Source organism: Roseibium sp. TrichSKD4, from assembly GCF_000148725.1.
GTDB lineage: Bacteria > Pseudomonadota > Alphaproteobacteria > Rhizobiales > Stappiaceae > Roseibium.
Genome location: NZ_GL476320.1, coordinates 1,168,288 through 1,186,483 on the forward strand (window position 1 = coordinate 1,168,288; position 18,196 = coordinate 1,186,483).

At 51.8% G+C, this 18,196-nt stretch carries 23 protein-coding genes, 1 tRNA gene and 2 pseudogenes; 17 read left to right on the forward strand and 9 right to left on the reverse strand.

The window, feature by feature from the left end; translation table 11 throughout:
- The 7 genes and pseudogenes from TRICHSKD4_RS26110 to TRICHSKD4_RS26135 form a co-directional block, all read left to right on the forward strand.
- Nucleotides 1-317, forward strand: a 317-nt coding sequence (locus tag TRICHSKD4_RS26110; protein WP_208993182.1) for a hypothetical protein, incomplete at its 5' end; no start/stop codon positions are given.
- Nucleotides 314-499, forward strand: a complete 186-nt coding sequence (locus tag TRICHSKD4_RS26115) for a hypothetical protein (protein ID WP_040617433.1) — start codon at nt 314-316, stop codon at nt 497-499. The genes TRICHSKD4_RS26110 and TRICHSKD4_RS26115, both read left to right, overlap by 4 nt.
- Nucleotides 500-914: 415 nt before the next feature.
- Nucleotides 915-1,724 (forward strand): hypothetical protein, encoded by an 810-nt coding sequence (locus TRICHSKD4_RS26120; protein WP_009760298.1) that lies wholly within the window; start codon nt 915-917, stop codon nt 1,722-1,724.
- Between the two features lie 85 nt (nt 1,725-1,809).
- A pseudogene (locus TRICHSKD4_RS31890) lies at nt 1,810-1,986 on the forward strand (transposase); the annotation flags it as partial.
- 115 nt (nt 1,987-2,101) lie between these two features.
- Nucleotides 2,102-2,488, forward strand: a complete 387-nt coding sequence (locus TRICHSKD4_RS26125) for a DUF6362 family protein (RefSeq protein ID WP_009760299.1) — start codon at nt 2,102-2,104, stop codon at nt 2,486-2,488.
- Between the two features lie 273 nt (nt 2,489-2,761).
- A tRNA-Met gene (locus tag TRICHSKD4_RS26130) sits at nt 2,762-2,838 on the forward strand.
- A gap of 235 nt (nt 2,839-3,073) precedes the next feature.
- Entirely contained in the window at nt 3,074-3,262 is a 189-nt protein-coding gene (locus TRICHSKD4_RS26135; RefSeq protein WP_009760300.1) for a hypothetical protein, read from the forward strand.
- A 17-nt stretch (nt 3,263-3,279) separates the two neighbouring features.
- Here TRICHSKD4_RS26135 and TRICHSKD4_RS26140 read toward each other — a convergent pair whose 3' ends face one another.
- From TRICHSKD4_RS26140 to TRICHSKD4_RS26150, 3 genes are all read right to left on the reverse strand, one after another.
- On the reverse strand, nt 3,280-3,645 hold the full coding sequence (locus tag TRICHSKD4_RS26140; protein ID WP_009760301.1) for a DUF3088 family protein: 366 nt from the start codon (nt 3,643-3,645) through the stop codon (nt 3,280-3,282).
- A gap of 189 nt (nt 3,646-3,834) precedes the next feature.
- A complete protein-coding gene (locus tag TRICHSKD4_RS26145; protein WP_009760302.1) occupies nt 3,835-4,341 on the reverse strand; it encodes a hypothetical protein in 507 nt (168 codons plus the stop codon).
- A gap of 2 nt (nt 4,342-4,343) precedes the next feature.
- Nucleotides 4,344-4,619, reverse strand: coding sequence for a helix-turn-helix transcriptional regulator (locus tag TRICHSKD4_RS26150; RefSeq protein WP_040617434.1), 276 nt, complete (start codon nt 4,617-4,619; stop codon nt 4,344-4,346).
- A gap of 92 nt (nt 4,620-4,711) precedes the next feature.
- Here TRICHSKD4_RS26150 and TRICHSKD4_RS26155 point away from each other — a divergent pair, with 92 nt between their 5' ends.
- The 7 genes and pseudogenes from TRICHSKD4_RS26155 (at nt 4,712) to TRICHSKD4_RS26185 (ending at nt 9,979) form a co-directional block, all read left to right on the forward strand.
- Nucleotides 4,712-4,993: a hypothetical protein gene (locus tag TRICHSKD4_RS26155; protein ID WP_009760304.1), complete on the forward strand. Its 282-nt coding sequence runs from the start codon at nt 4,712-4,714 to the stop codon at nt 4,991-4,993.
- Entirely contained in the window at nt 4,990-5,301 is a 312-nt protein-coding gene (locus tag TRICHSKD4_RS26160) for a hypothetical protein (RefSeq protein ID WP_009466128.1), read from the forward strand. Before TRICHSKD4_RS26155 ends, TRICHSKD4_RS26160 begins: the two co-directional genes overlap by 4 nt.
- A 150-nt stretch (nt 5,302-5,451) precedes the next feature.
- Nucleotides 5,452-6,219 carry a phage antirepressor KilAC domain-containing protein gene (locus TRICHSKD4_RS26165; RefSeq protein WP_009760305.1) on the forward strand — a complete coding sequence of 256 codons (768 nt, stop codon included), beginning with the start codon at nt 5,452-5,454 and terminating at the stop codon, nt 6,217-6,219.
- A gap of 61 nt (nt 6,220-6,280) precedes the next feature.
- Entirely contained in the window at nt 6,281-6,598 is a 318-nt protein-coding gene (locus TRICHSKD4_RS28665) for a hypothetical protein (protein WP_050763535.1), read from the forward strand.
- A 317-nt stretch (nt 6,599-6,915) separates the two neighbouring features.
- Nucleotides 6,916-7,161: pseudogene (locus tag TRICHSKD4_RS30450) on the forward strand (transposase); the annotation flags it as partial.
- A gap of 1,010 nt (nt 7,162-8,171) precedes the next feature.
- On the forward strand, nt 8,172-8,831 hold the full coding sequence (locus TRICHSKD4_RS26180; protein WP_009760308.1) for a class I SAM-dependent methyltransferase: 660 nt from the start codon (nt 8,172-8,174) through the stop codon (nt 8,829-8,831).
- A 197-nt stretch (nt 8,832-9,028) separates the two neighbouring features.
- Nucleotides 9,029-9,979 (forward strand): threonine/serine dehydratase, encoded by a 951-nt coding sequence (locus TRICHSKD4_RS26185; RefSeq protein WP_009467740.1) that lies wholly within the window; start codon nt 9,029-9,031, stop codon nt 9,977-9,979.
- A 306-nt stretch (nt 9,980-10,285) separates the two neighbouring features.
- On the opposite strand, the gene TRICHSKD4_RS26190 is transcribed toward TRICHSKD4_RS26185, so the two are convergent.
- The 5 genes from TRICHSKD4_RS26190 to TRICHSKD4_RS26210 form a co-directional block, all read right to left on the reverse strand.
- Nucleotides 10,286-11,812, reverse strand: coding sequence for an IS66 family transposase (locus TRICHSKD4_RS26190; protein ID WP_009465942.1), 1,527 nt, complete (start codon nt 11,810-11,812; stop codon nt 10,286-10,288).
- Nucleotides 11,813-11,881: 69 nt separating this feature from the next.
- A complete protein-coding gene (tnpB, locus tag TRICHSKD4_RS26195) occupies nt 11,882-12,229 on the reverse strand; it encodes an IS66 family insertion sequence element accessory protein TnpB (protein ID WP_009465501.1) in 348 nt (115 codons plus the stop codon).
- On the reverse strand, nt 12,226-12,612 hold the full coding sequence (locus TRICHSKD4_RS26200) for a transposase (protein ID WP_009465943.1): 387 nt from the start codon (nt 12,610-12,612) through the stop codon (nt 12,226-12,228). Before TRICHSKD4_RS26200 ends, tnpB begins: the two co-directional genes overlap by 4 nt.
- Before the next feature lie 296 nt (nt 12,613-12,908).
- A complete protein-coding gene (locus TRICHSKD4_RS32510) occupies nt 12,909-13,193 on the reverse strand; it encodes a phosphopantetheine-binding protein (RefSeq protein ID WP_139051952.1) in 285 nt (94 codons plus the stop codon).
- Nucleotides 13,194-13,320: 127 nt separating this feature from the next.
- The gene (locus TRICHSKD4_RS26210) at nt 13,321-13,692 is read right to left on the reverse strand and encodes a hypothetical protein (RefSeq protein ID WP_040617435.1); all 372 of its coding nucleotides are present in this window, start codon (nt 13,690-13,692) and stop codon (nt 13,321-13,323) included.
- Nucleotides 13,693-14,219: 527 nt separating this feature from the next.
- Between TRICHSKD4_RS26210 and TRICHSKD4_RS26215 the strand changes: the two genes are divergently transcribed.
- The 3 genes from TRICHSKD4_RS26215 to TRICHSKD4_RS26225 all read left to right on the forward strand — a co-directional run bounded on the left by TRICHSKD4_RS26215 (nt 14,220) and on the right by TRICHSKD4_RS26225 (nt 17,670).
- Nucleotides 14,220-14,882: a protein-L-isoaspartate O-methyltransferase gene (locus TRICHSKD4_RS26215; RefSeq protein WP_009760310.1), complete on the forward strand. Its 663-nt coding sequence runs from the start codon at nt 14,220-14,222 to the stop codon at nt 14,880-14,882.
- A 215-nt stretch (nt 14,883-15,097) separates the two neighbouring features.
- Nucleotides 15,098-16,483, forward strand: a complete 1,386-nt coding sequence (locus tag TRICHSKD4_RS26220; RefSeq protein WP_009760311.1) for a TolC family outer membrane protein — start codon at nt 15,098-15,100, stop codon at nt 16,481-16,483.
- Nucleotides 16,484-16,758: 275 nt separating this feature from the next.
- Nucleotides 16,759-17,670 carry a PopZ family protein gene (locus TRICHSKD4_RS26225; protein WP_040617591.1) on the forward strand — a complete coding sequence of 304 codons (912 nt, stop codon included), beginning with the start codon at nt 16,759-16,761 and terminating at the stop codon, nt 17,668-17,670.
- Nucleotides 17,671-17,686: 16 nt separating this feature from the next.
- On the opposite strand, the gene TRICHSKD4_RS26230 is transcribed toward TRICHSKD4_RS26225, so the two are convergent.
- Nucleotides 17,687-18,118, reverse strand: a complete 432-nt coding sequence (locus TRICHSKD4_RS26230) for a DUF1284 domain-containing protein (RefSeq protein ID WP_040617436.1) — start codon at nt 18,116-18,118, stop codon at nt 17,687-17,689.
- Nucleotides 18,119-18,196: the final 78 nt, after the last annotated feature.

The following is an 18,196-nucleotide window of genomic DNA, read 5'->3' on the forward strand; positions in this document are numbered from 1 at the left end:
GGAGAACGCCACACATGGGCGGTTCTATATGCTCTGACACAACCGAAACCACAAATCGGACTGACCAGCGCAATGATAGGGGCGATAAGCGACTGTTCTGTCGCTACCCAAACTGGCTGGAACGGCTGGGTGAGTTCTGTGATGCATTGGATGCCATCGACCTTGCGGAACTCCGCACCATGGCGAAGCAAGGCCCTGGCATTGATGGAAAGCCGCCGAAACAACGCATGCTGCTTGCCGGATATCTCCAATATCTGTTGGAGGACATTATGGAGCCACCTGAACAAAAGGAGATGCCGCTATGGATGACGGGGTGAGTGGACAAGAATTGAGACTAACGACCACACAGATCGACCGGCTGCGCTTTATGCTGGTGTCATATCTTACGGGTGCGCTTGGCACGGTGGTATCGTCGGACACGGTTCATGATGGCTTGATCAAGGCGAATGAACAACTGCCTGAATTCGATGCTCAAATCAGAAATATGACTGACAAATAGAGGAGCATCATGCTGGAGACAATCGCCGCCTTGAAGGTAAAGGCGCAGGTACCATGACTGGTGGCGTGATTGTGCACCGATGCCACCTCGGGCGCTACGAGCGCAGATGCATTGTGTCCGTAATTCTGCAAAATCGCCGGAAAAAACCTGTAAATCGCATCAAGCAAAAAAATGGATAAACAAGGCAAATAGCTACTTCAGATTTGAAAAAGAAAGACCATTATGCCAATCTCAAAGCATCACAAGGCCAAATCTGGGGGATGCCAGTCCAAGGCGGACAAAAAGACATCAGCATCGATCAAAAGATCCTCCGCCATTGACAAACTACGCAGTTTTCTCCGAGTAACATACGGATTTGTTTCATATCTGATCTTTAGTACAACACAATAGGAACGATATTTTTGTAGGAATTCGCATGGCCCGGATAACTGAACAACTACTGACACATGGCACGAAAAATCCTTCGCCAAGCTCTTCGGAAAAGTTCAATGCCGCCCTGGCTTTTGCGATGGGCCCAATTGCCAAACCATCTGAAATTACTGCGAATTTATCAGTCGGCGGCACCGTCGCTCAGGCAAGTACTGCACTTGCTCAACCAAAATCCGTCAAGGGAGCGTTCTCCAAACCGACCAACGGTTTGGGGTTCTTGGACGACCTGTTTGGCAAGCTCGGCTCCCTCGCAAAAGGCATAACCGAGGCTCTGAAGGGTTTATTTTTCATCAAGGGCAAACTTCTGGAGCATGTTTCCGGAGTATTTGCTCCAAAGTCGTCCGAGAGTGTGCTTGGGGAGTTTGATACGAACCACCCGAATTTTCATTTATACACGCTGGAAAGTCCGATCTGCAATTTGAGCGACGGCAATTGTTCCGTTGAAAACGTATATGAGCAACTGTTGAAAAATCCAGCGCCGGGGATGGAACAAAACAATACACCGGTCGTTTCTGGCCAAATCAGTATTGCCGATCTCGGCTTGCCGGGACAAATTGATGACATTGGCCCAGTTCGTCACATTGTGAATCCGGCAGACTACTCCGTCAGGAATGACACGGTTGACGGACACATTCTGCATCCTGGAAGCGTGGTAAGAAGGGTAGTTGCCCGCGATGGCAAGGTTTTCATCCAAACCTTGGGTGAAGGCACCGGTGCCCTTCCGAGAATTAACGAGGCAACAGCCGGAGTCCTTTGGGGCAATGTAGACAAATTCATTAGCAGGCAGTTTGCTTAGAGTCTGATTTAAAAGTAGTTGAGTGATATCATGAGGTTATGTTCAACCGTCTTTGTCGAGAAGATGGAGGATCGAATGGCCTGAGATTATATCACTGCGCAAGCAGCATAACCGGGACGCGCTTCGATATCCAAGTGATTTGACTGACCGGGAATGGGAGATTGTGGCAGCAATGATCCCGCCCGCGAAGCCGGGAGGTCGCCTACGCTCGACCGATATGCGGCAGGTAGTCAATGCGATCCTTTATACCGCAGGTGGGGGCATCGAATTTTAAATGATATCGCCTGCGGATTTTTTTCTAAGTGCGGAAAGTCCCGCTGATTTCCGGTAAACTACCGGGCGAAGCCAATTCGGACAGATAACCGAAGGATCGCCCGATGACTGTTGCACACCTCGAAGCCCTTATTCTCGAACGCCTGATCGAAGCGCAGGTGGTCTTGGACCGCTCTGTGACCAGACCGCGCCCCAAGGGACCGACAACATTTTGGCCTGACGCCATGCCGGAATCCAAGCCCATCGATACAGACGACCCAAGGCCACCCACACCTTCAGCCGCCGCGATTACCCGGATGGAGGAAACATGGGGTTGGCTTGCTGAAATCAAGGATCTGAAACTGAGAAAAGCGGTAGTTGGCAAGGTTGCTGCATGGGTGCATGATCGTTCGACAAGCAGCCTTGCGCGGGAACTCGGGATCAATAGAGTAACGCTGAACCGAAGGTTTAACTCAGGACTTCATGTTTTGATTGTAAAGTTTTGTAAATAAAACGTTTTACCTGAGTGTGCTGATGAAGATTTGGTGCATCACTTTCGGGAAAAACAGGGTATAAGAACACGTAAGATGGCAGCAGTTGCAGCTTGAATAGAACAACCTGAGAGAGAGGCCCGGTGGATGGGGTCAGGATTAGCTACCTGATCACTATGAACCCGGGCCATGAATAAAAGGGGAAGGTGTCTGGCCCCGATGACAACGCAGTAGTTGGATCTGTGATCTCAGCTACCCGACACCCGAGACGGTGGAAGGCCGTTTTACAAATCAGGCAGGATGGCGCAGTCCGGTAGCGCGCTTGGCTCATAACCAAGAGACCGCAGGTTCAAATCCTGCTCCCGCAACCAAATCACCAGAGCCGGTACACTCCCCGGCTTACCTGCATACCGTTTCCGGTAACTCGTGATGTGGGGACAACAGAAACCGGCTGGTAGTGGCGACTGCAACAGTAGGCCGAAAGCCAGATAGCGAGGCGCGGAACGGGTTACTTACCGGTCTACGGCGTGGAGTGGGGAAGCCCCAGCCTCGAAGTTTCCAAGCCCGTCACCCTAACCGGTGGCGGGTTTTTCTTTGGAGAGAACAATGACCATCAACGGAGTTCCGGTCGTCTATACCGACCCCGGTTTCTACGGCTGCAAAGAGCGGCTGAGAGAAGCTTTCCCAAAGGCAGCCATGATCGAGGTTGCGGAAGGGAAGGTGACTATCGCTTGGGGACAGGAAGTTCAGAAGCACGCTATTAACCTCGGTGGAAAACATAGCGGCTGTATTTGAAACAGCAAATACCCCGCTTACGGATGACGTAAGGGAAGACCGTAGCGGTTGGATATGTATGCTTCGATATGCCGAGTGTTGTTGATCGCGCGGACTTTGCCGACGCCAGAAACGGACCATTGAGCTGAAATTTCATCGTCTCCGTCAGGAAAGACCAATTGCGGGCAAGACTGGTTTTGCTCTCCGGTTAGATCAGGCAGGGTGCCCCGTGGTTTTGCAAAATCGACATATTCGATTTTGAGAGTTTCACGAAGGATATGGAATGCTGACAGCAAGCCTTCAATCCTGATGCAATAGGGACAATAGTAGACACCGGGTCCCGCTTCTGGATCTGAGAAATTCGTTGTCAGAAGGTAGAGTATGGGATGTTTGGGGGTGTTCATGAATGCGGTCCTTTCAGTTGCTATTATCAAGTCCACGCGTAAGTCCAGAAGTACAAGTATCCAGTCAAAAACTGAGATTGCATTTCCTCGTTGGCCTGACCGGCGGGGGGCACGGTGCGCCAACACCGTGAACCGTAAGTACAGATCTCGAATTGTGTCGATTGACGGAAAGTAAAAAGAAAGCGGAGCTTATAAGTCCCACAAAGGGTCAGACATTTTCGCGCCTTTTGTCGATTTCCATTCTTGAGGGGTGCCTAAGAATGTCTCTTTGCCGCACGTATGGCACAGAAACTTATTCTGTTTAACTGATGTGATATGCTCGAACTGAAGTATTGACTTAATACCGTTTCCAAAACAGTTGGCACAGAGGCAATGATTGGGCTCGCTACCTGAATGTCCGTCTTTTGGTACATAGGCAAATGTTTGAGAGCCGAAATCTTTTAACTCGTAACGATCAAGATCGGCAGATTTTTCTGCAGAATTGGAGAGCTTCTGCCGAAGTTCTTGATTCTCGGCGTAGAGTTGATCTCGCTCTCTGTTTAACTCAAAGATGGATTTTTGGAGATCCAGGGCCGCTGTTTGAATATCAATGATGGCGGCGTTTATTTTTGTTTGATCACTTAAGTCTTTGAGACCGCGTGTGAGGTCTGAAATGTGTCTAATGGCAGTAAGTCCTGCTGCCGCTTCTGCAATCATTTCTATTCTCCAAACTCGAGCGTTTGTTGCAAAGAGATATTGATGGAAACACCGAAACCGACAGATTCCTCGCCATGGTTCAAGAATGTAATGCCTTGTTCGGTAAATGCTTTCTCGATCAAAACGAGAGTATCGACTCTCATTGCCAGATATCCTGTTGATGCCTCAAGACGCTTGATCGTAGGAACTGATACTCCTGCCGCGTCTGCTACCTGCTTTTGTGTCCAGCCCAAGGCGGCCCGGGCTTGACGGAGTTGCTCTACTGTTTTTAGACCCATAGTATAATTTATTATCCCTGAGGTATTTTAATACACAAGAGTTTAGTTTATATCCCTAAGGTATCAAATGCGATCCCTTAGGAGCAAGCACAATGTTCAGTAAGACACAGATCATGAAGGAAGCACATAAGCGGGTACGTGAGAACCGAAAGCTGTACCCGGTGTCATATGGCAGTGTTTCCTATGCAGAAGCTTTTGCAGCCACTCTGAAATATGTCTGGCAGGACGCTCGTTTGGGCAAGCTGGAAGCGCCGGTTAGCCGGCAGGACGAAATCAAGGGTGAAATCATCCGGATTGAACTTAAAACCCGGATGGGCGCTGCGGACTTTGCTCGTGTTGATCGCCTGCGGGCTGAGTGGAGGATGGCGGCATGATGAACATGGACCGTCGTTCATTCTTCGGGTTGGTGGGGGCTGTGGCGGCAGCTCCGGTCCCGGTACTGGCAGATGTGCCGCCATCGGTTGCATCGGCTGTAGCGCGATATGTGAGCGTTATGGAAAGCGCCGGTTACACCCTGACCGCAGATGATCGGGGAGAGGGGTTTTCTCTCAAGGTTTCCGGCAGTCACGATTATAACGTGCGCAATCATGCTGCTGACGAGTTACACGCCAGCGGCGCCAATTTCTACGATGTCGGTAATTATCTGCTTATTCGCGCTGAACTAAGCTGCGTAGCGGGCTGATCGCTCGAACCTGAAATACTGAAATCACCAGTTTCTCCGCACCCAATGGAGAAGAAACGCAGACACCCAGCTTCATCGGCTCCGGTGTTTGCGAAAGCGAACCCCTGTGCGTTTCCGGGATTGGTGGCCGGACGCCGATGGAGACTAGATATGCAAAACGAACTGAACCTAGACCAGCAAAAATCCAGCTTTCCTGTCGTGTCTGAAGGAAATATCGGGCACGATTTAATCCAGACCGTCGATGCACGAGAACTGCACGGGTTTTTGGAGTGTGGTGAAGAGTTTGCTCACTGGATTAAGCAGCGTATCAGTCAATACGGTTTCGTTGAAAACCGGGACTTCGTGACTTTTCGGGAAAACTCCCAAAAAGGTCGGCCCCGGCAGGAATACGCTCTTTCCCTAGACATGGCGAAAGAACTTGCCATGGTTGAGCGGAACGACAAGGGCAAGCAGGCCCGCCAATATTTCATAGAGTGCGAGCGCAGGGCAAAGCAGCCTGTCACGGTGGATGGTCTCCTTGCCAATCCCGGCCAACTTCTAGAGATCACCAAGGGTTACGCCCTTCAGATCGCGGAGAAGGACCGTCAGATCGAGGGAATGCAAAAGGAAGTGGACGCCCATGAGCGACTGACCAAGGCGGACGGCAGCCTGAGTATCACCGAAGCCGCGAAGAACCTTGGCATCCGTCCGAAAGACCTATTCACTTGGTTGTCGCACAACGGGTGGATTTACAAACGCCCAAATGGGGCTGCATGGCTCGGTTATCAGACCAAGTGCAATCAAGGTCTCGTGGAGCACAAAACTACCACCATCCACCGTGCCGACGGCTCCGAAAAGATCACAGAACAGGTCAGGGTAACGGCTAAGGGAATGTCGATTTTGGCAAAGCTCATTCCGCCGGTCGCACAGGTAGCGTAATAAGATGCCGATACTTGATAACCCGCGACATGAGCTTTTCGCCCAAAACCTAGCAAAAGGAATGTCGCGGGATCAGGCTTACTCCATGGCAGGCTTCAAGCCTCACCGGCAGAACGCGCACCGTCTGATGACAAAAGATGACGTGATGATGCGCGTCGATGAGTTGAAGACCAGAATAGCCGAAAAAGCCGAATGGAGCGCCGCTGATAGGCTTTCGGCATTGAAACGCATCTCCGACACCTCTGAAGCAGAAGACCCCCGTGTAGCTGTCTCTGCGATAGCCGAGGCAAACAAGATGCAGGGCAGTCATGCGGCCTCAAAACATCAACACAGCGGGCCCAATGGTGGCCCTATCCCTTGTCCAGTACCACCGGACTAATGGAAGGTATTGAACTCGGTAGTGCAACATTTTTGTGCACTTGGAGCCGATGTGGGTGGTTGGTGGTAACTGTCAAACCATTGGAAAGGTGCCAAAAAATGTCTTTGAGCATTGCTGAATTCAAAGTTATTCAGGACGCATATGTGCGAGCTGCAAAAAGGATTGCCGATGCGGGCTACAGCATCCGGGTTTTAGATGACTTTGAGGCCGTAAAGACCGAAATCGAAGCAGCACAGAAACCTCTCACGCCATTCTTTTGGGAGAGCTACAATGACTTCAACGGGCACGATGCATTTTGTCTTGTGCTAGAGCAAGGTGGCAAAGGGCTGGCTTACATCGAACCAGGTTCACCATGGGAGAACGGATACTGCGAGAGCTTCAACGCCCGCCTCCGAGATGAACTGCTCAATGGTGAAATCTTCTATAGCCTCAAGGAGGCGCAAATCTTGGTTGAACAATGGAGGAAACACTACAACACGAGACGCCCACAAAGTGCATTGGACTACCGCCCACCGGCACCAGAAACCATCATTCCAATGGACCAGCAGCCGAGCAGGCACTAAAAATCAAATCGGACCACTCAGGTGGGGCTGATCACGGACTAGCTGCCCTCTATCGGCAGGCTATTATCTTCCAACACAATACCCTAACGATACAAAATGAATGTAGATCCACGTCTCAAGCAGACGTTGGAATAATCCCTGCGCTTCTGGAATTGCTGCGATTGCGAAATAAAAGCAAAATCCAATGATTGCGCTAGGTATTGCGCAACGTCCGAAGAAAGATGTTTTCATCACGGTGAGACCGAGCGAAAACAAGCTTGTCAATGCTAGAGGGTAGGCCATCGTTGCAAATACCATATGGGCGATGTGAAAGGCTGAGTTAGTCAGTATCTTGTCACTATGGCAAGCTAGGTCACATGGTATTATGGCAGCTAGAATGAGTAAACCCGCATAAAGACACAAACCCAACATTGATAAGCGTTCGATGATGCTCCCATGCAAGTATTTGTTTAATATAAAAAAATCCCAGGATCAAAATTTCTGTCGGCATGAAAACGCTATAATTTGTCCATGGGGCCAAAGGAGCGCCTGTGGCACCAAGTTCGCTCATAAATTGGCTGACATGAGAATAGCCGGTAGTATGGGCTCCAATGATACTGACACCTATTACCAACCAAAGTCCGCTAATGATCGGCAATATTATAAGGGCTAGAGAGTGTGTAATATATCGTTCGAACATTGGTTACTGGCTGCCTAATAATTTGGGAAAAGGCGCGGCATTGTCTTCTCGAGAAACAGCTATGACGATCACGCGGCGCTAAATCGCCGCACTGAACCGGCTAGGTGTGCAGACGAAGAAGAAGTACTGGATTCCGGGTGTTAAAACTGTTTTCTATTGGGCGTGCGCCTCAGCAAAGCCTTCATGTGTCAACTCGGCAGAGCCGTAAGGCTCGTAAATCACCTTTCTTCAGGTAGGGAAGATGTTAATCGCATTTAAAAAAACCTTACCTAAATCGTTGATATGTTCAGAGAGCTATGATGAACACCTCAGTGACGGATAGAGTATTCAAATGAAAAGCAATATAGACGTAGAAGCCGGGTTTGCCATCTATTCACCTAAATCATTGAAATTATATGACCTTGTTGTCCACGGGGCTTCGAACCGATTTCTCTGGCGATGCCCAACAGAGAAACTCGTCGAATTGCATACCCCCAATGTTTCCAATGTACATCTCGATATTGGGGTTGCAACAGGGATATTCATGGACCGTGCCCGATGGCCAAGCTCCAAGCCGAATATTACTTTGATGGACCCAAATCTTCACTGTTTGCAAGCGGCTCAAGAGAGGATAGCTCGTTACGCCCCTAACATTGCCCAAGCTGATGTGTTCCAACCGTTGCCATTTGGCACAAAATTCAGATCGGTTAGCCTGTGTTATCTTTTGCACTGCTTACCTGGCGCCATGAAAGACAAAGCGCCAGTTGTGTTTGAGAACATTGCTGGCGTCATGGAATGCGAAGCAAAAATTTTTGGAGCGACCTTGGTGCAAGGGGATGCACCAAGAAATGCTGCGGCTCGATATTTGATGAGCATTTACAATGAGAAAGGCGTCTTCTCGAATACAAACGATACCTATGAAGATTTGGAACGCGCTTTGCTGAACAGGTTCTCAGATGTTCGATTGGAACGTTATGGCTGTGCGGTTCTCTTTGAGGCCCAAAACACGTGAATCTTCATTGGCTTATCGTGATAGTCAAGGGGCTTTCCTTCGTTTCCAATCGTGACGTACCTGACGGTTCAAGAGGCAGCTAGCCGCATCCACGCCGCCTGATCCCTGCACTGGCCTCTGACACCGTCGGACGGAATTTTAAAATTCTGCGTACCACATTTGACACCGCCCACGGGAACAATCATCCTGCTGAAATCATGTATCCCAATCCAGACACCATTGCCGCTGCTGCCCCATTGATCGCCCCTTACCTCCGTAAGACACCAATGCTGGAAGTCGAGGCCAAAGCACTTGGCCTTCCATGCGCCGTGAGCTTCAAGCTGGAGCACACCCAGAGAACAGGCACATTCAAAGTGCGCGGTGCGTTTTTCAACATGCTGACCCGAGATGTTCCAGAAACCGGCGTCGTTGCGGCCTCTGGCGGAAACCATGGTGCAGCGGTTGCCTATGCGGCAACCACCCTGGGCCATCATAGCCGAGTTTTTGTACCTGCCCTCATAGCGAAAGAAGAAAAGCTGAAGCGGATGCGCCACTTTGGGGCCGAAGTGGTGATGACCGAAGGCTCTGTAGGCGCCTGTATGGAAGAATATGCCGCCTATGCCGATGCCACCGGCGCGCTTTCTGTGCACCCCTATGACACAATCCCAACGCTCACCGGTCAGGGCACAATCGCCTATGAGATTGAAAAGCAGATGACCCTCATGGATCAGGGAGGCGTCGATACGATTATTGTTTCTACCGGTGGTGGTGGCTTGATCGGCGGCGTCGCCGCCTGGGCCCAGGATCGGATCAAAGTGGTTTCTGTTGAGACGGAGGGGACTAACACATTGGAACGGTCCCTTCGAGAAGGGCCTGATATTGACGTCGGTGCAAGCGGCGTAGCAGCAAGTTCACTCGGAGGGCCACGTCTTGGTGTAGACAGCTATGCTGTGATCAAAGACTACGTGAATGACGCCGTGATCGTTCCCGACAGTGCTGTTTTTGAGGCTGCGTCCCGTCTATGGGAGGCCACGCGCCTGATTGGAGAGCCCGGCAGTGCCGTCGCCTTGGCGGCACTCACCTCTGGAGCTTATATACCCGAAAAGCAAGAGAGAATTTGCGTCGTTCTTTGTGGTGGCAATGAAGTGCCTGATTGGTTTCTGGAATGACCTAAACCGATATTTCCCAATTCAATTCTCCAGAAAAAAATAGAAAGATCACGCATTGCGACCACTGGCTGATGTTCGCCCTCAAATACGGCCAATTCGGTCGTAGGAGTATACGCAACTTTCGGGAGTAAGTTAGCGTTAATTGACCGCGGGCGACACGATAAGCTTTCCGTCGTTTGTGCCGCATTTGGCACAGGTGGGTAGTGGGACACTGTGAATTTTCTGGCTGACGCTTTTTTTGTAAGGAACGCGTTTCTGTGGTGACCGTCCGGCGAAGGCGCTCTGGCGCGACACCGATGCGGCCTGTTACGCTGCCTGAGCAGCGTAACGCCAGGGCAGAAGTTCGTCGAGGCGTGTGATTTTGTGGTCGGCGACTTGACCGAGGACCCAGGTCAGCCAGGCCTGAGGGTCAACACCGTTGAGCTTGGCCGTTTCGATCAGGGTATAAGCGATAGCCATGGCTTTGCCGCCGCCTTGGGAGCCTGAGAACATCCAATTTTTGCGTCCGATGGCGACGGGTTTAACGGCGCGCTCGGCGGTGTTGTTATCCAATTCCAGATGGCCGAGCTCAAGGTATGGGCGTGCTTTCGGCATTCGGCCCAAGGCATAGCGGATGGCCTGCGCGAGTGGTGACTTTCCCGAGATTTTGGGCAATTGCGTCTGCAACCATTCTTCCAAGGCGTCAAAGATCGGTTTTGCCCTAGCCTGCCGGATGGTAGCGCGGTCTTCGGGGGGCATGCCCCTGATCTCTTTCTCGATAGCGTAAAGCTCAGCAATCCGGCGGATGACTTCTTCGGCAATGGCGCTGCCCTGCGAGGAGAAGACATCCACGAACTTGCGTCGTACATGCGCCATGCAGGCCATCTCATCGGCTTTGTCGTCACCGAACACACCGTTGAACCCGGAATATCCATCCGCATGGACCCAGCCCTTGTATCCCGACAAATGAGCAACGGGATGCTCTCCTTTGCGATCCACCGTGAACTGATACCATGCACAGGGTGGCGATTGGCCAGACCAGGCACGCTCATCCCGCACATAGGTCCAGACCCGCGCCGTTTTGGTCTTCTTGTTGCCGGGGGCCAGCATTTTGATGGGCGTATCGTCGGCAAAAAGCGCAGGTCCTTGCCGCACCATCCGTCCGATGGCATCGGCAAGAGGTTCCAGCAGGGCCGTCGAGCGACCAACCCAGTCGGCCATGGTCGAGCGGTCCAGATCGACGCCTTCACGGGCAAAGATCTGGCTCAGGCGATAGAGGGGTAAATGATCGGCATATTTGCTTACCAGAACATGGGCCAACAATCCCGGTCCGGGCCGCCCACGCTCAATGGGGCGCGATGGCAGCGGCGCTTGCACAATCGCCTCGCACCATGAACAGGCTTTGCGGGGCCGGATGATCCGCTTCACCTTGAAGCGTCCCGGCACGTATTCCAACTCTTCGGTGACATCCTCACCCAGGGTGCGCAAGTTGCCACCACAACGACCGCATTCATCACCGGGAGAGAGCTCCTCGTCTTCCCGATCCAGATGATCCGGCAAGGGCTTGCGGCTGTGTTTGCGCTTCGGCTTTGGATCAACTCCCTCCTGCGACGGGGCGGGCTGTTTTGCCTGGTCTTCAGCGGCCTCAACAATCTCGGCGTCCTCGAGCAGATCGAGATTGAGCTGATCCAGACCCTCAGACTTGGAGCCGAACCGATGCCGATTGGCCCCGTGCAACTGGTGTTGAAGCTGCTCGACCTTGAGGCTCAGAGCCTTGACCTCGTCGGCCAGAAGGCGGTTCACCGCCCTCAATTCGGCGGGGTCCTCCGGGGTGATATCAAGGTCCTTCAGCATCTTCGATCTTATATCAGATCAAGGGCGTAAGTTGAATCCCGAGAGGCGCGCAAACGCCAATATATTGGCCTATCCGACGCTCAGGGGCCGCCATGTTTTTTGCGGCATCCGCCAGTCTATGCCTTCAAGCAACATCGACAATTGCGCGGGCGTCACGCTGACCTTACCGTCCTTCGCAGCAGGCCAAACAAACCGGCCCTTCTCAAGGCGCTTGCTGAACAGGCATGCGCCCTGTCGATCCCACCAGATGATCTTCAGCAGATCACCGCGCCGTCCCCGGAACACAAACAGATGTCCAGAATAGGGTTCAAGCTCCAGAACCTTCTCCGCCTGAGCCGCCAAAGTGTTGAACCCGCGCCGCATGTCCGTCACCCCGGCAGCCAGCCAAACCCGCGCGTTGGACGGCACGGGGATCACGGCATTAGACCTTCAACCAAAGCCAGCACCGTCGGCAGCGCCGTCGTCCCTTCCACCAATACCCGCCGCCCGTCCGACAGCGTGATATCAACCCGCTGAGCCGACAACGGCATATCCGAGGCAAGCGCCGCGATCTGGTGGCCTGGTGCGGCCTGCGGGCCCTCTATCTCCACTGGTAGAAACGCCGCTCCATCAAGGACGCAATCGCTGTCTTCTGGCGCAAACCGCTCATCACGCAGCCAGTTGTGGATCAGGTTCGCATTCATCGCAGAGCGGCGCGCAACCTGCGCAACCGAAACCCCCGGCACTCTGGCCTGCAAACAGATCGACCGCTTCTCGTCATCCGACCAAAACCGCTTCTTGCTGCCCTTCTTCGTACCCAAAATGTGCCTCACAATGTCCATTAACGAAAATGGACATTATCACCCCACTGCGCTCCCCGTCAGAGCGGGAATACCGAACGCTCACTTTCTGTGGGGTAAGTTCGTGGTAAGTTGCACTTGGTACGATAGGCGGTCGCACGGATCGTCCACGGACTTGATTGCCGATTTCAAAGTCACCTTCAGTCAAGCATTATTGGAAAGTCTGCGATCTATCGCACATTCCATATTTTCGGATGGAGCGCGCGAGTGCCAAAGTGGTATGAGCTGCGAAGAATTTCGCGCTTGATAGGGCTCATTCATATTGAATAGTCGAAAGAATTCCAAGAGTGATGGCAAGCTTGTAGAATTTGGTTGAGGGCTTGCACGAAGGTCAAACTTTGCCAGTTTTGGTAATCAGTCTGCCCAATTTGTTGACCTTGTAGGTTGCACAGGAAAGCCAACTCAGCTTCCATAATGATTTCCAGACCACGCAAGCTGTCTGATCCAAGTTGTTCAAGGGTGCTGTCAGGCTTAATAGTTTTCGGGTCTATTTCCAGAACTTCCGCGACCAATCGGCGAAATCGAGATTCTATATTGTGCAAAAATTTAGTCCGTTTTAATTAAAAAAAAGCCCCTGTGAGGGGGCGGGGAGTGGGTGATAGCTGTCGAGCATTTGAAAATCCAAACGGGATTTGACAGTGCAATCTGTCTTCCTCGAAGACAACTAGCTTATGATAGTAGGTCGGTTGCATTTAACCGCGTGCCATAATCTTCAGGTTCTCCGGTGGCCACTACTAATGCGTTATTCATAAGCGGTTTTAACGTTGAATTGGCGGAAATTGTGGCCATTCCTTGGCCACGGCCTTTAATGTCAATTGCACCCGTCATGCTGCGACCACAAACCGGGTTGCCACAATGCGCGGTCAGTCGGTAGCTGCGGAGTTTCAGGTCCGCCAGTGTCTCAAGGGTGATGGGTTTGTGTTTCATCCGTCGCCAATTTCTCACCACAAGCTCTGTTGCGTTGCATCTGTGTTTCACAAACTGGGAAGACAGGCGCGGCACGTCCCCAATCATATTTTGAAAGTTGTCTTGTTTGTTCACTTACAAGTTATGCCAAGAATTGGAAGTGGGAGATAGCTCGCAGAGAAAATTGGCGGCTAACACGCAATTTTGCTGGTAGATTTTTGCACCAGAATTGTTAGGCAAAACGGCTCAATTTCATGCGCAAATTAGCCAATGTTAGGCAATTTAAGTTTACGATATTTTTGAATGAAATGAGAATGTTATTCGGATTTGTATATAGGATTTGCAATCCGCTGCGTCACCACTCCGCCACAGGGCCCCGATGTGGTGTGAGATCAGGCTTATCAATCAGTTGGAAAACATAATCAAGACCAAAGACACCATCTTTTGCAAAAATCTGCGTAAACCCCGGAAGGTCGTAGCGTTCTGCAAGCTGTGTGCTATCTAGAGATAGGTTGAGCCCTGTGGACAGTTTTGCGCATTCTATCCAAAAACGGTATCTGGGGCGTCAAACAGCGAACATCGGTGTTGGAGTGCTTGTTAGTTTTCCTCCAGAACGGTAAGGAACCAAAAAGCACACGCACGGCGATCAAAACGAGGTCGAAATGACGGATTACGCAAAATCCCGGACACGCATGGTGGACAACCAGTTGCGGACCAACGATGTCACCGACTTGCGCATTCTTGATGCGATGGAAACTGTTCCGCGTGAAAAGTTTGTGTCCGCGTCAAAGCGCCCGGTCGCCTATATCGACGAAGACTTGCCAATCGGCCCGACAGACAGTGGTCGCTACCTGATGAAGCCGCATATCTTCGGAAAGCTCCTGCAATTGGCACGGGTTGGATCGAACGATATTGCTTTGGTCATCGGCACAGGTACCGGTTACAGCGCTGCTGTTCTTTCTCATCTGGCTGCTTCGGTTGTAGCCGTGGAAGAAAATGCAGACTTTGTTGCGTCCGCAACCGAAGTGTTCGTTGAACTTTGTATTGAAAACGCTGTGGTCGTTGAAGGTAAGCTGACAGAAGGCCTTGCCTCAGAAGGACCATACGATGTCATTTTGATCGACGGTGCTGTCGAAACCCTGCCTGAAGCCATATTTGAACAGTTGAAGATGGGCGGCCGCCTCGTTGCTATTGAAGGCACGGGAGGCGCTGCGCAGGCGCGGCTCTATCAACGCTCTGAAGGCGGTACCAGCGCCCGTTTTGGCTTTAATGCGTCGGCCAATCTTCTTCCCGGCTTTGCCAAGGAAAAAGAGTTCCAATTCTGAAAACATGTTCTCGACATGGAACTTGAATAATTAGAATAGCCGGGACCTCGCGTTCCGGCTTTGTCATTTTAAGAGCTTTGGTGTGTTGTTTTAGTGTTGCCGAACAGCCTCACCTGTTAAAATACGGATTAGAACTGAGCATCAAGGTTGCACTCTTCTCCCGTATCCCGTTATCTCCTTCAGTTATATTTGGCGGCTCTGGAGCATTTTGGGTTATGCGTTTTTCACTGAAATCAGCCTTGCGCACGGCGGTTGCAGCAGGGGTTCTGACTTTGGTCTCTGGAGTTTCCCTTCCAATGGGGTCTGCGCAGGCCGAAACAATCAAGGAAGCGCTCTCGCTTGCGTACTCAAACAACCCGACCTTGAATGCAGCGCGCGCAGAACTGCGCGGTGTTGATGAGCGGGTTCCGCAGGCCCTGTCCGGTTGGCGCCCAAACGTCTCTGCCTCGGCAGAGATTGGCCGTATACGAAGTGAATTGGATGGTCTTGAGAATTATCGGACCAACTCATCGATTGCGCTAAATGTTAGTCAGGCTCTGTTTCGTGGCTTTCGGACGGTAAACTCCACGCAGCAGGCCGAAGCACTTGTGCGTGCGCAGCATGCGAGTTTGTTGGCGACCGAACAAGATGTCTTGCTGTCTGCGGCTCAATCATATGTTGATGTGATCCGCGACACGGCTCTGGTCTCCCTGCAGCGCAGTGACCTTCAGTTCCTTCAAGAGCAGGTTCGCGCGGCCAATGACCGCTTCGAAGTGGGCGAGGGAACCCGAACAGACGTCTCACAGGCAGAGGCGCGTGCCGCTGAAGCCCGTGCCAATGTCAACAGTGCATTGGCGAATCTAAATGCCAGCCGTGCGATCTATCGGCAGGTTGTCGGAACGGATGCAAAGAACCTGTCCGCTGACACATTTGTTGAAACGGTCGTTCCTAATTCTCTGGATCAGGCGCTTGGCGTTTCTACATCCACACAGCCGCTAATTATCCAATCACAACATCTCGTGGATGCCGCTGTTTACAACATCAAGACCATCGAGGGTGAGTTGCTGCCAACGGTCACTCTGGACGGGTCCGTAAGCCGGAACTGGGAGCCGAGTGCAAATGTTGGAACCAGCAACAACGCGTCGATTTTTGGCCGCGTGAATATTCCGATCTATCAGGGAGGCGGCGTATCGTCTCGCGTTCGCCAGGCCAAACAGGAACTGGGGCAGGCGCGCCTACAGCTGGATGTGATCCGCGATCAGGTTCGCGCGAACGTAATTTCTGCTTGGGGTAACTATCAGGCCGCTGGCGCTTCCATTGAAGCAGCGCGGGCGGCGGTTGAAGCTTCCAAGCTGGCTCTTGAAGGGGTGATTGAGGAGCAGCGTGTCGGTCAACGGACTACTCTGGATGTTCTTGATGCGCAAAGGGAGCTGGTCAACCAGCGTGTCAACCTTGTGACAGCCCAACGCAACCGAATCGTCAGCGGTTACCAATTGGTTTCATCAATTGGCCAACTGGATGCAAACAGCCTGAATTTGTCAGTGGCTCGCTATAACACACAAGAAAATTATAAAGCAGTTCGCGATCAATGGTTTGGTCTTCGTACGCCTGATGGCCGCTAAGAGCTAATAAATCAGCGCACTTTTGCACGAAATTTGTTGAAGTCCCAATACAAATATGTGTTGGGGCTTTTTTTATGCTCATATCTGACGTTAGGTATTCTTGCGATGTTCTTGTAGTTTACCATCGTGAAAGAACGAATCTAAAAAGGGGAAAAGGCGATTAGAGCCAGCTGGCTCGCTTTTACCGTGATCAATTGACCCGCATAATCAGCGTTAACGAATCATTCAAATCTGTCTGAGTGGTAGCGTAGTAGCCAGTTAGTACGGGGGTGTTCATGGCAGAGGCTAAGCAGGCCGAAGAGCCGTCGATGGAGGAAATCCTCGCATCGATCCGCCGCATAATCTCTGACGAGGATGCCGAGGGCGAAGCCTCGGGAAGCGGTCAACCTGCAGATCAGGACAATGTGGCCACCAATGACAACCCTGAAGGATCAGTAACGGCGGACGACGATATGAGTGATACAACAGAATTGTCCCAGGACGATCTTGATAAGTTGTTCGACATGGACGAAATCGCCGGGGATGACGGCGGGGACGACGTCGATGACATGGCAGCTGCCATGGAAGAGGATGCCGCTGAAGACGAGGCGCTTCCGGAACCCGAACCGGAAATTGAATCGGAAGAAGAAGACGTTCTTGAACTCACTGAAGACTTTGAACTGACCGAGGACATGGAGCTTTCAGAGGGCGATGTGTCCAACGACGGCGAAATGGAATTGGTGGAAGGTCTCGCAGAAGATCTTGATTCCGACACAGCTGATATCAGTTTTGTGGATGATGAACCCGCTCCAGAGCCGGTTGAGCCCGACCCGATGGAAGCATTTGAAGAGCCGGAGCCAGAGCCGGCATTCGAAGCAGCTCCCGATCCGGACCCAATGCCTGAAGTAGCATTGGCAGCAGCTGCTCCACCTCCACTGCCACCTGCTGCAGATAGACCGGTTTCTATAACAGACCTGCCTGACGTTGAAGATGACGCACCACTGATTTCCAATGACACGGGTGCAGCGGTCCACACAGCGCTAGATCATCTGTCCGCCATGTTTGTGGGGTCAAAAGCGCAGACTGTTGAAGAACTGATCCAAGAGATGCTGCGTCCCATGCTGAAGGCTTGGCTGGATCAACATCTTCCGGGGATGGTGGAAGAAATGGTTCAGAAAGAGATCAAGCGGATCACACGCGGACGCTGATCACATCGCATCGAGTTCATTCTTTCGGGGGCGGCTGGAGACGGCAGCCCCTGAAATCGTTTTTGGCAATGCGTGAACATAACAACTCCCATTCACATCCCTGACAGGCTGCGCGAAGGTCTCCGTTTTGGAATGCTCGCCGCAAACGCAAAACATCGTCTTGCGCCAAGACAAACGGCTCGGTGATGGCTTCAAGCCGGAGGCAGGTCAGAACTGCTGCCAAGGCTTGTTGGTCGCGGATGGCGACACTCTCATTCCGGCAATGACAACTCGGGTCATTGAGCATGGGGTGACAGATTTCGTCCGGCCCAGAAACGATCGTTATTGTTTCGCCAGCGTTCAATCGGGTGACCACACGCTCATAATTCTCAACAAATGCGGGCGTATACCCTTTGCCGAGATAGGTGAGTAAACAAAGCAAGTGGTGGGGGCGAAGTTCAACGGACATAAATGTGGTTATGCCTGAGTCTTGCCCCAGCCCCAACAACTTGCCTGAAAAGACGGAAACATTGGTCAATTGCCTTCG

What these genes read in the sequence shown, in the direction of transcription:
- TRICHSKD4_RS26215 (WP_009760310.1), top strand. Translation starts at nt 14,220, where the DNA reads ATGACGGATTACGCAAAATCCCGGACACGCATGGTGGACAACCAGTTG.
- TRICHSKD4_RS28665 (WP_050763535.1), top strand. Translation starts at nt 6,281, where the DNA reads ATGTCGCGGGATCAGGCTTACTCCATGGCAGGCTTCAAGCCTCACCGG.
- TRICHSKD4_RS26150 (WP_040617434.1), bottom strand. Translation starts at nt 4,619, where the DNA reads ATGGGTCTAAAAACAGTAGAGCAACTCCGTCAAGCCCGGGCCGCCTTG.
- TRICHSKD4_RS26135 (WP_009760300.1), top strand. Translation starts at nt 3,074, where the DNA reads ATGACCATCAACGGAGTTCCGGTCGTCTATACCGACCCCGGTTTCTAC.
- TRICHSKD4_RS26165 (WP_009760305.1), top strand. Translation starts at nt 5,452, where the DNA reads ATGCAAAACGAACTGAACCTAGACCAGCAAAAATCCAGCTTTCCTGTC.
- TRICHSKD4_RS26190 (WP_009465942.1), bottom strand. Translation starts at nt 11,812, where the DNA reads ATGCTGAAGGACCTTGATATCACCCCGGAGGACCCCGCCGAATTGAGG.
- TRICHSKD4_RS26220 (WP_009760311.1), top strand. Translation starts at nt 15,098, where the DNA reads ATGCGTTTTTCACTGAAATCAGCCTTGCGCACGGCGGTTGCAGCAGGG.
- TRICHSKD4_RS26230 (WP_040617436.1), bottom strand. Translation starts at nt 18,118, where the DNA reads ATGTCCGTTGAACTTCGCCCCCACCACTTGCTTTGTTTACTCACCTAT.
- TRICHSKD4_RS26160 (WP_009466128.1), top strand. Translation starts at nt 4,990, where the DNA reads ATGATGAACATGGACCGTCGTTCATTCTTCGGGTTGGTGGGGGCTGTG.
- TRICHSKD4_RS26140 (WP_009760301.1), bottom strand. Translation starts at nt 3,645, where the DNA reads ATGAACACCCCCAAACATCCCATACTCTACCTTCTGACAACGAATTTC.
- TRICHSKD4_RS26120 (WP_009760298.1), top strand. Translation starts at nt 915, where the DNA reads ATGGCCCGGATAACTGAACAACTACTGACACATGGCACGAAAAATCCT.
- TRICHSKD4_RS26225 (WP_040617591.1), top strand. Translation starts at nt 16,759, where the DNA reads ATGGCAGAGGCTAAGCAGGCCGAAGAGCCGTCGATGGAGGAAATCCTC.
- TRICHSKD4_RS26145 (WP_009760302.1), bottom strand. Translation starts at nt 4,341, where the DNA reads ATGATTGCAGAAGCGGCAGCAGGACTTACTGCCATTAGACACATTTCA.
- TRICHSKD4_RS26185 (WP_009467740.1), top strand. Translation starts at nt 9,029, where the DNA reads ATGTATCCCAATCCAGACACCATTGCCGCTGCTGCCCCATTGATCGCC.
- TRICHSKD4_RS26155 (WP_009760304.1), top strand. Translation starts at nt 4,712, where the DNA reads ATGTTCAGTAAGACACAGATCATGAAGGAAGCACATAAGCGGGTACGT.
- TRICHSKD4_RS26125 (WP_009760299.1), top strand. Translation starts at nt 2,102, where the DNA reads ATGACTGTTGCACACCTCGAAGCCCTTATTCTCGAACGCCTGATCGAA.
- TRICHSKD4_RS26180 (WP_009760308.1), top strand. Translation starts at nt 8,172, where the DNA reads ATGAAAAGCAATATAGACGTAGAAGCCGGGTTTGCCATCTATTCACCT.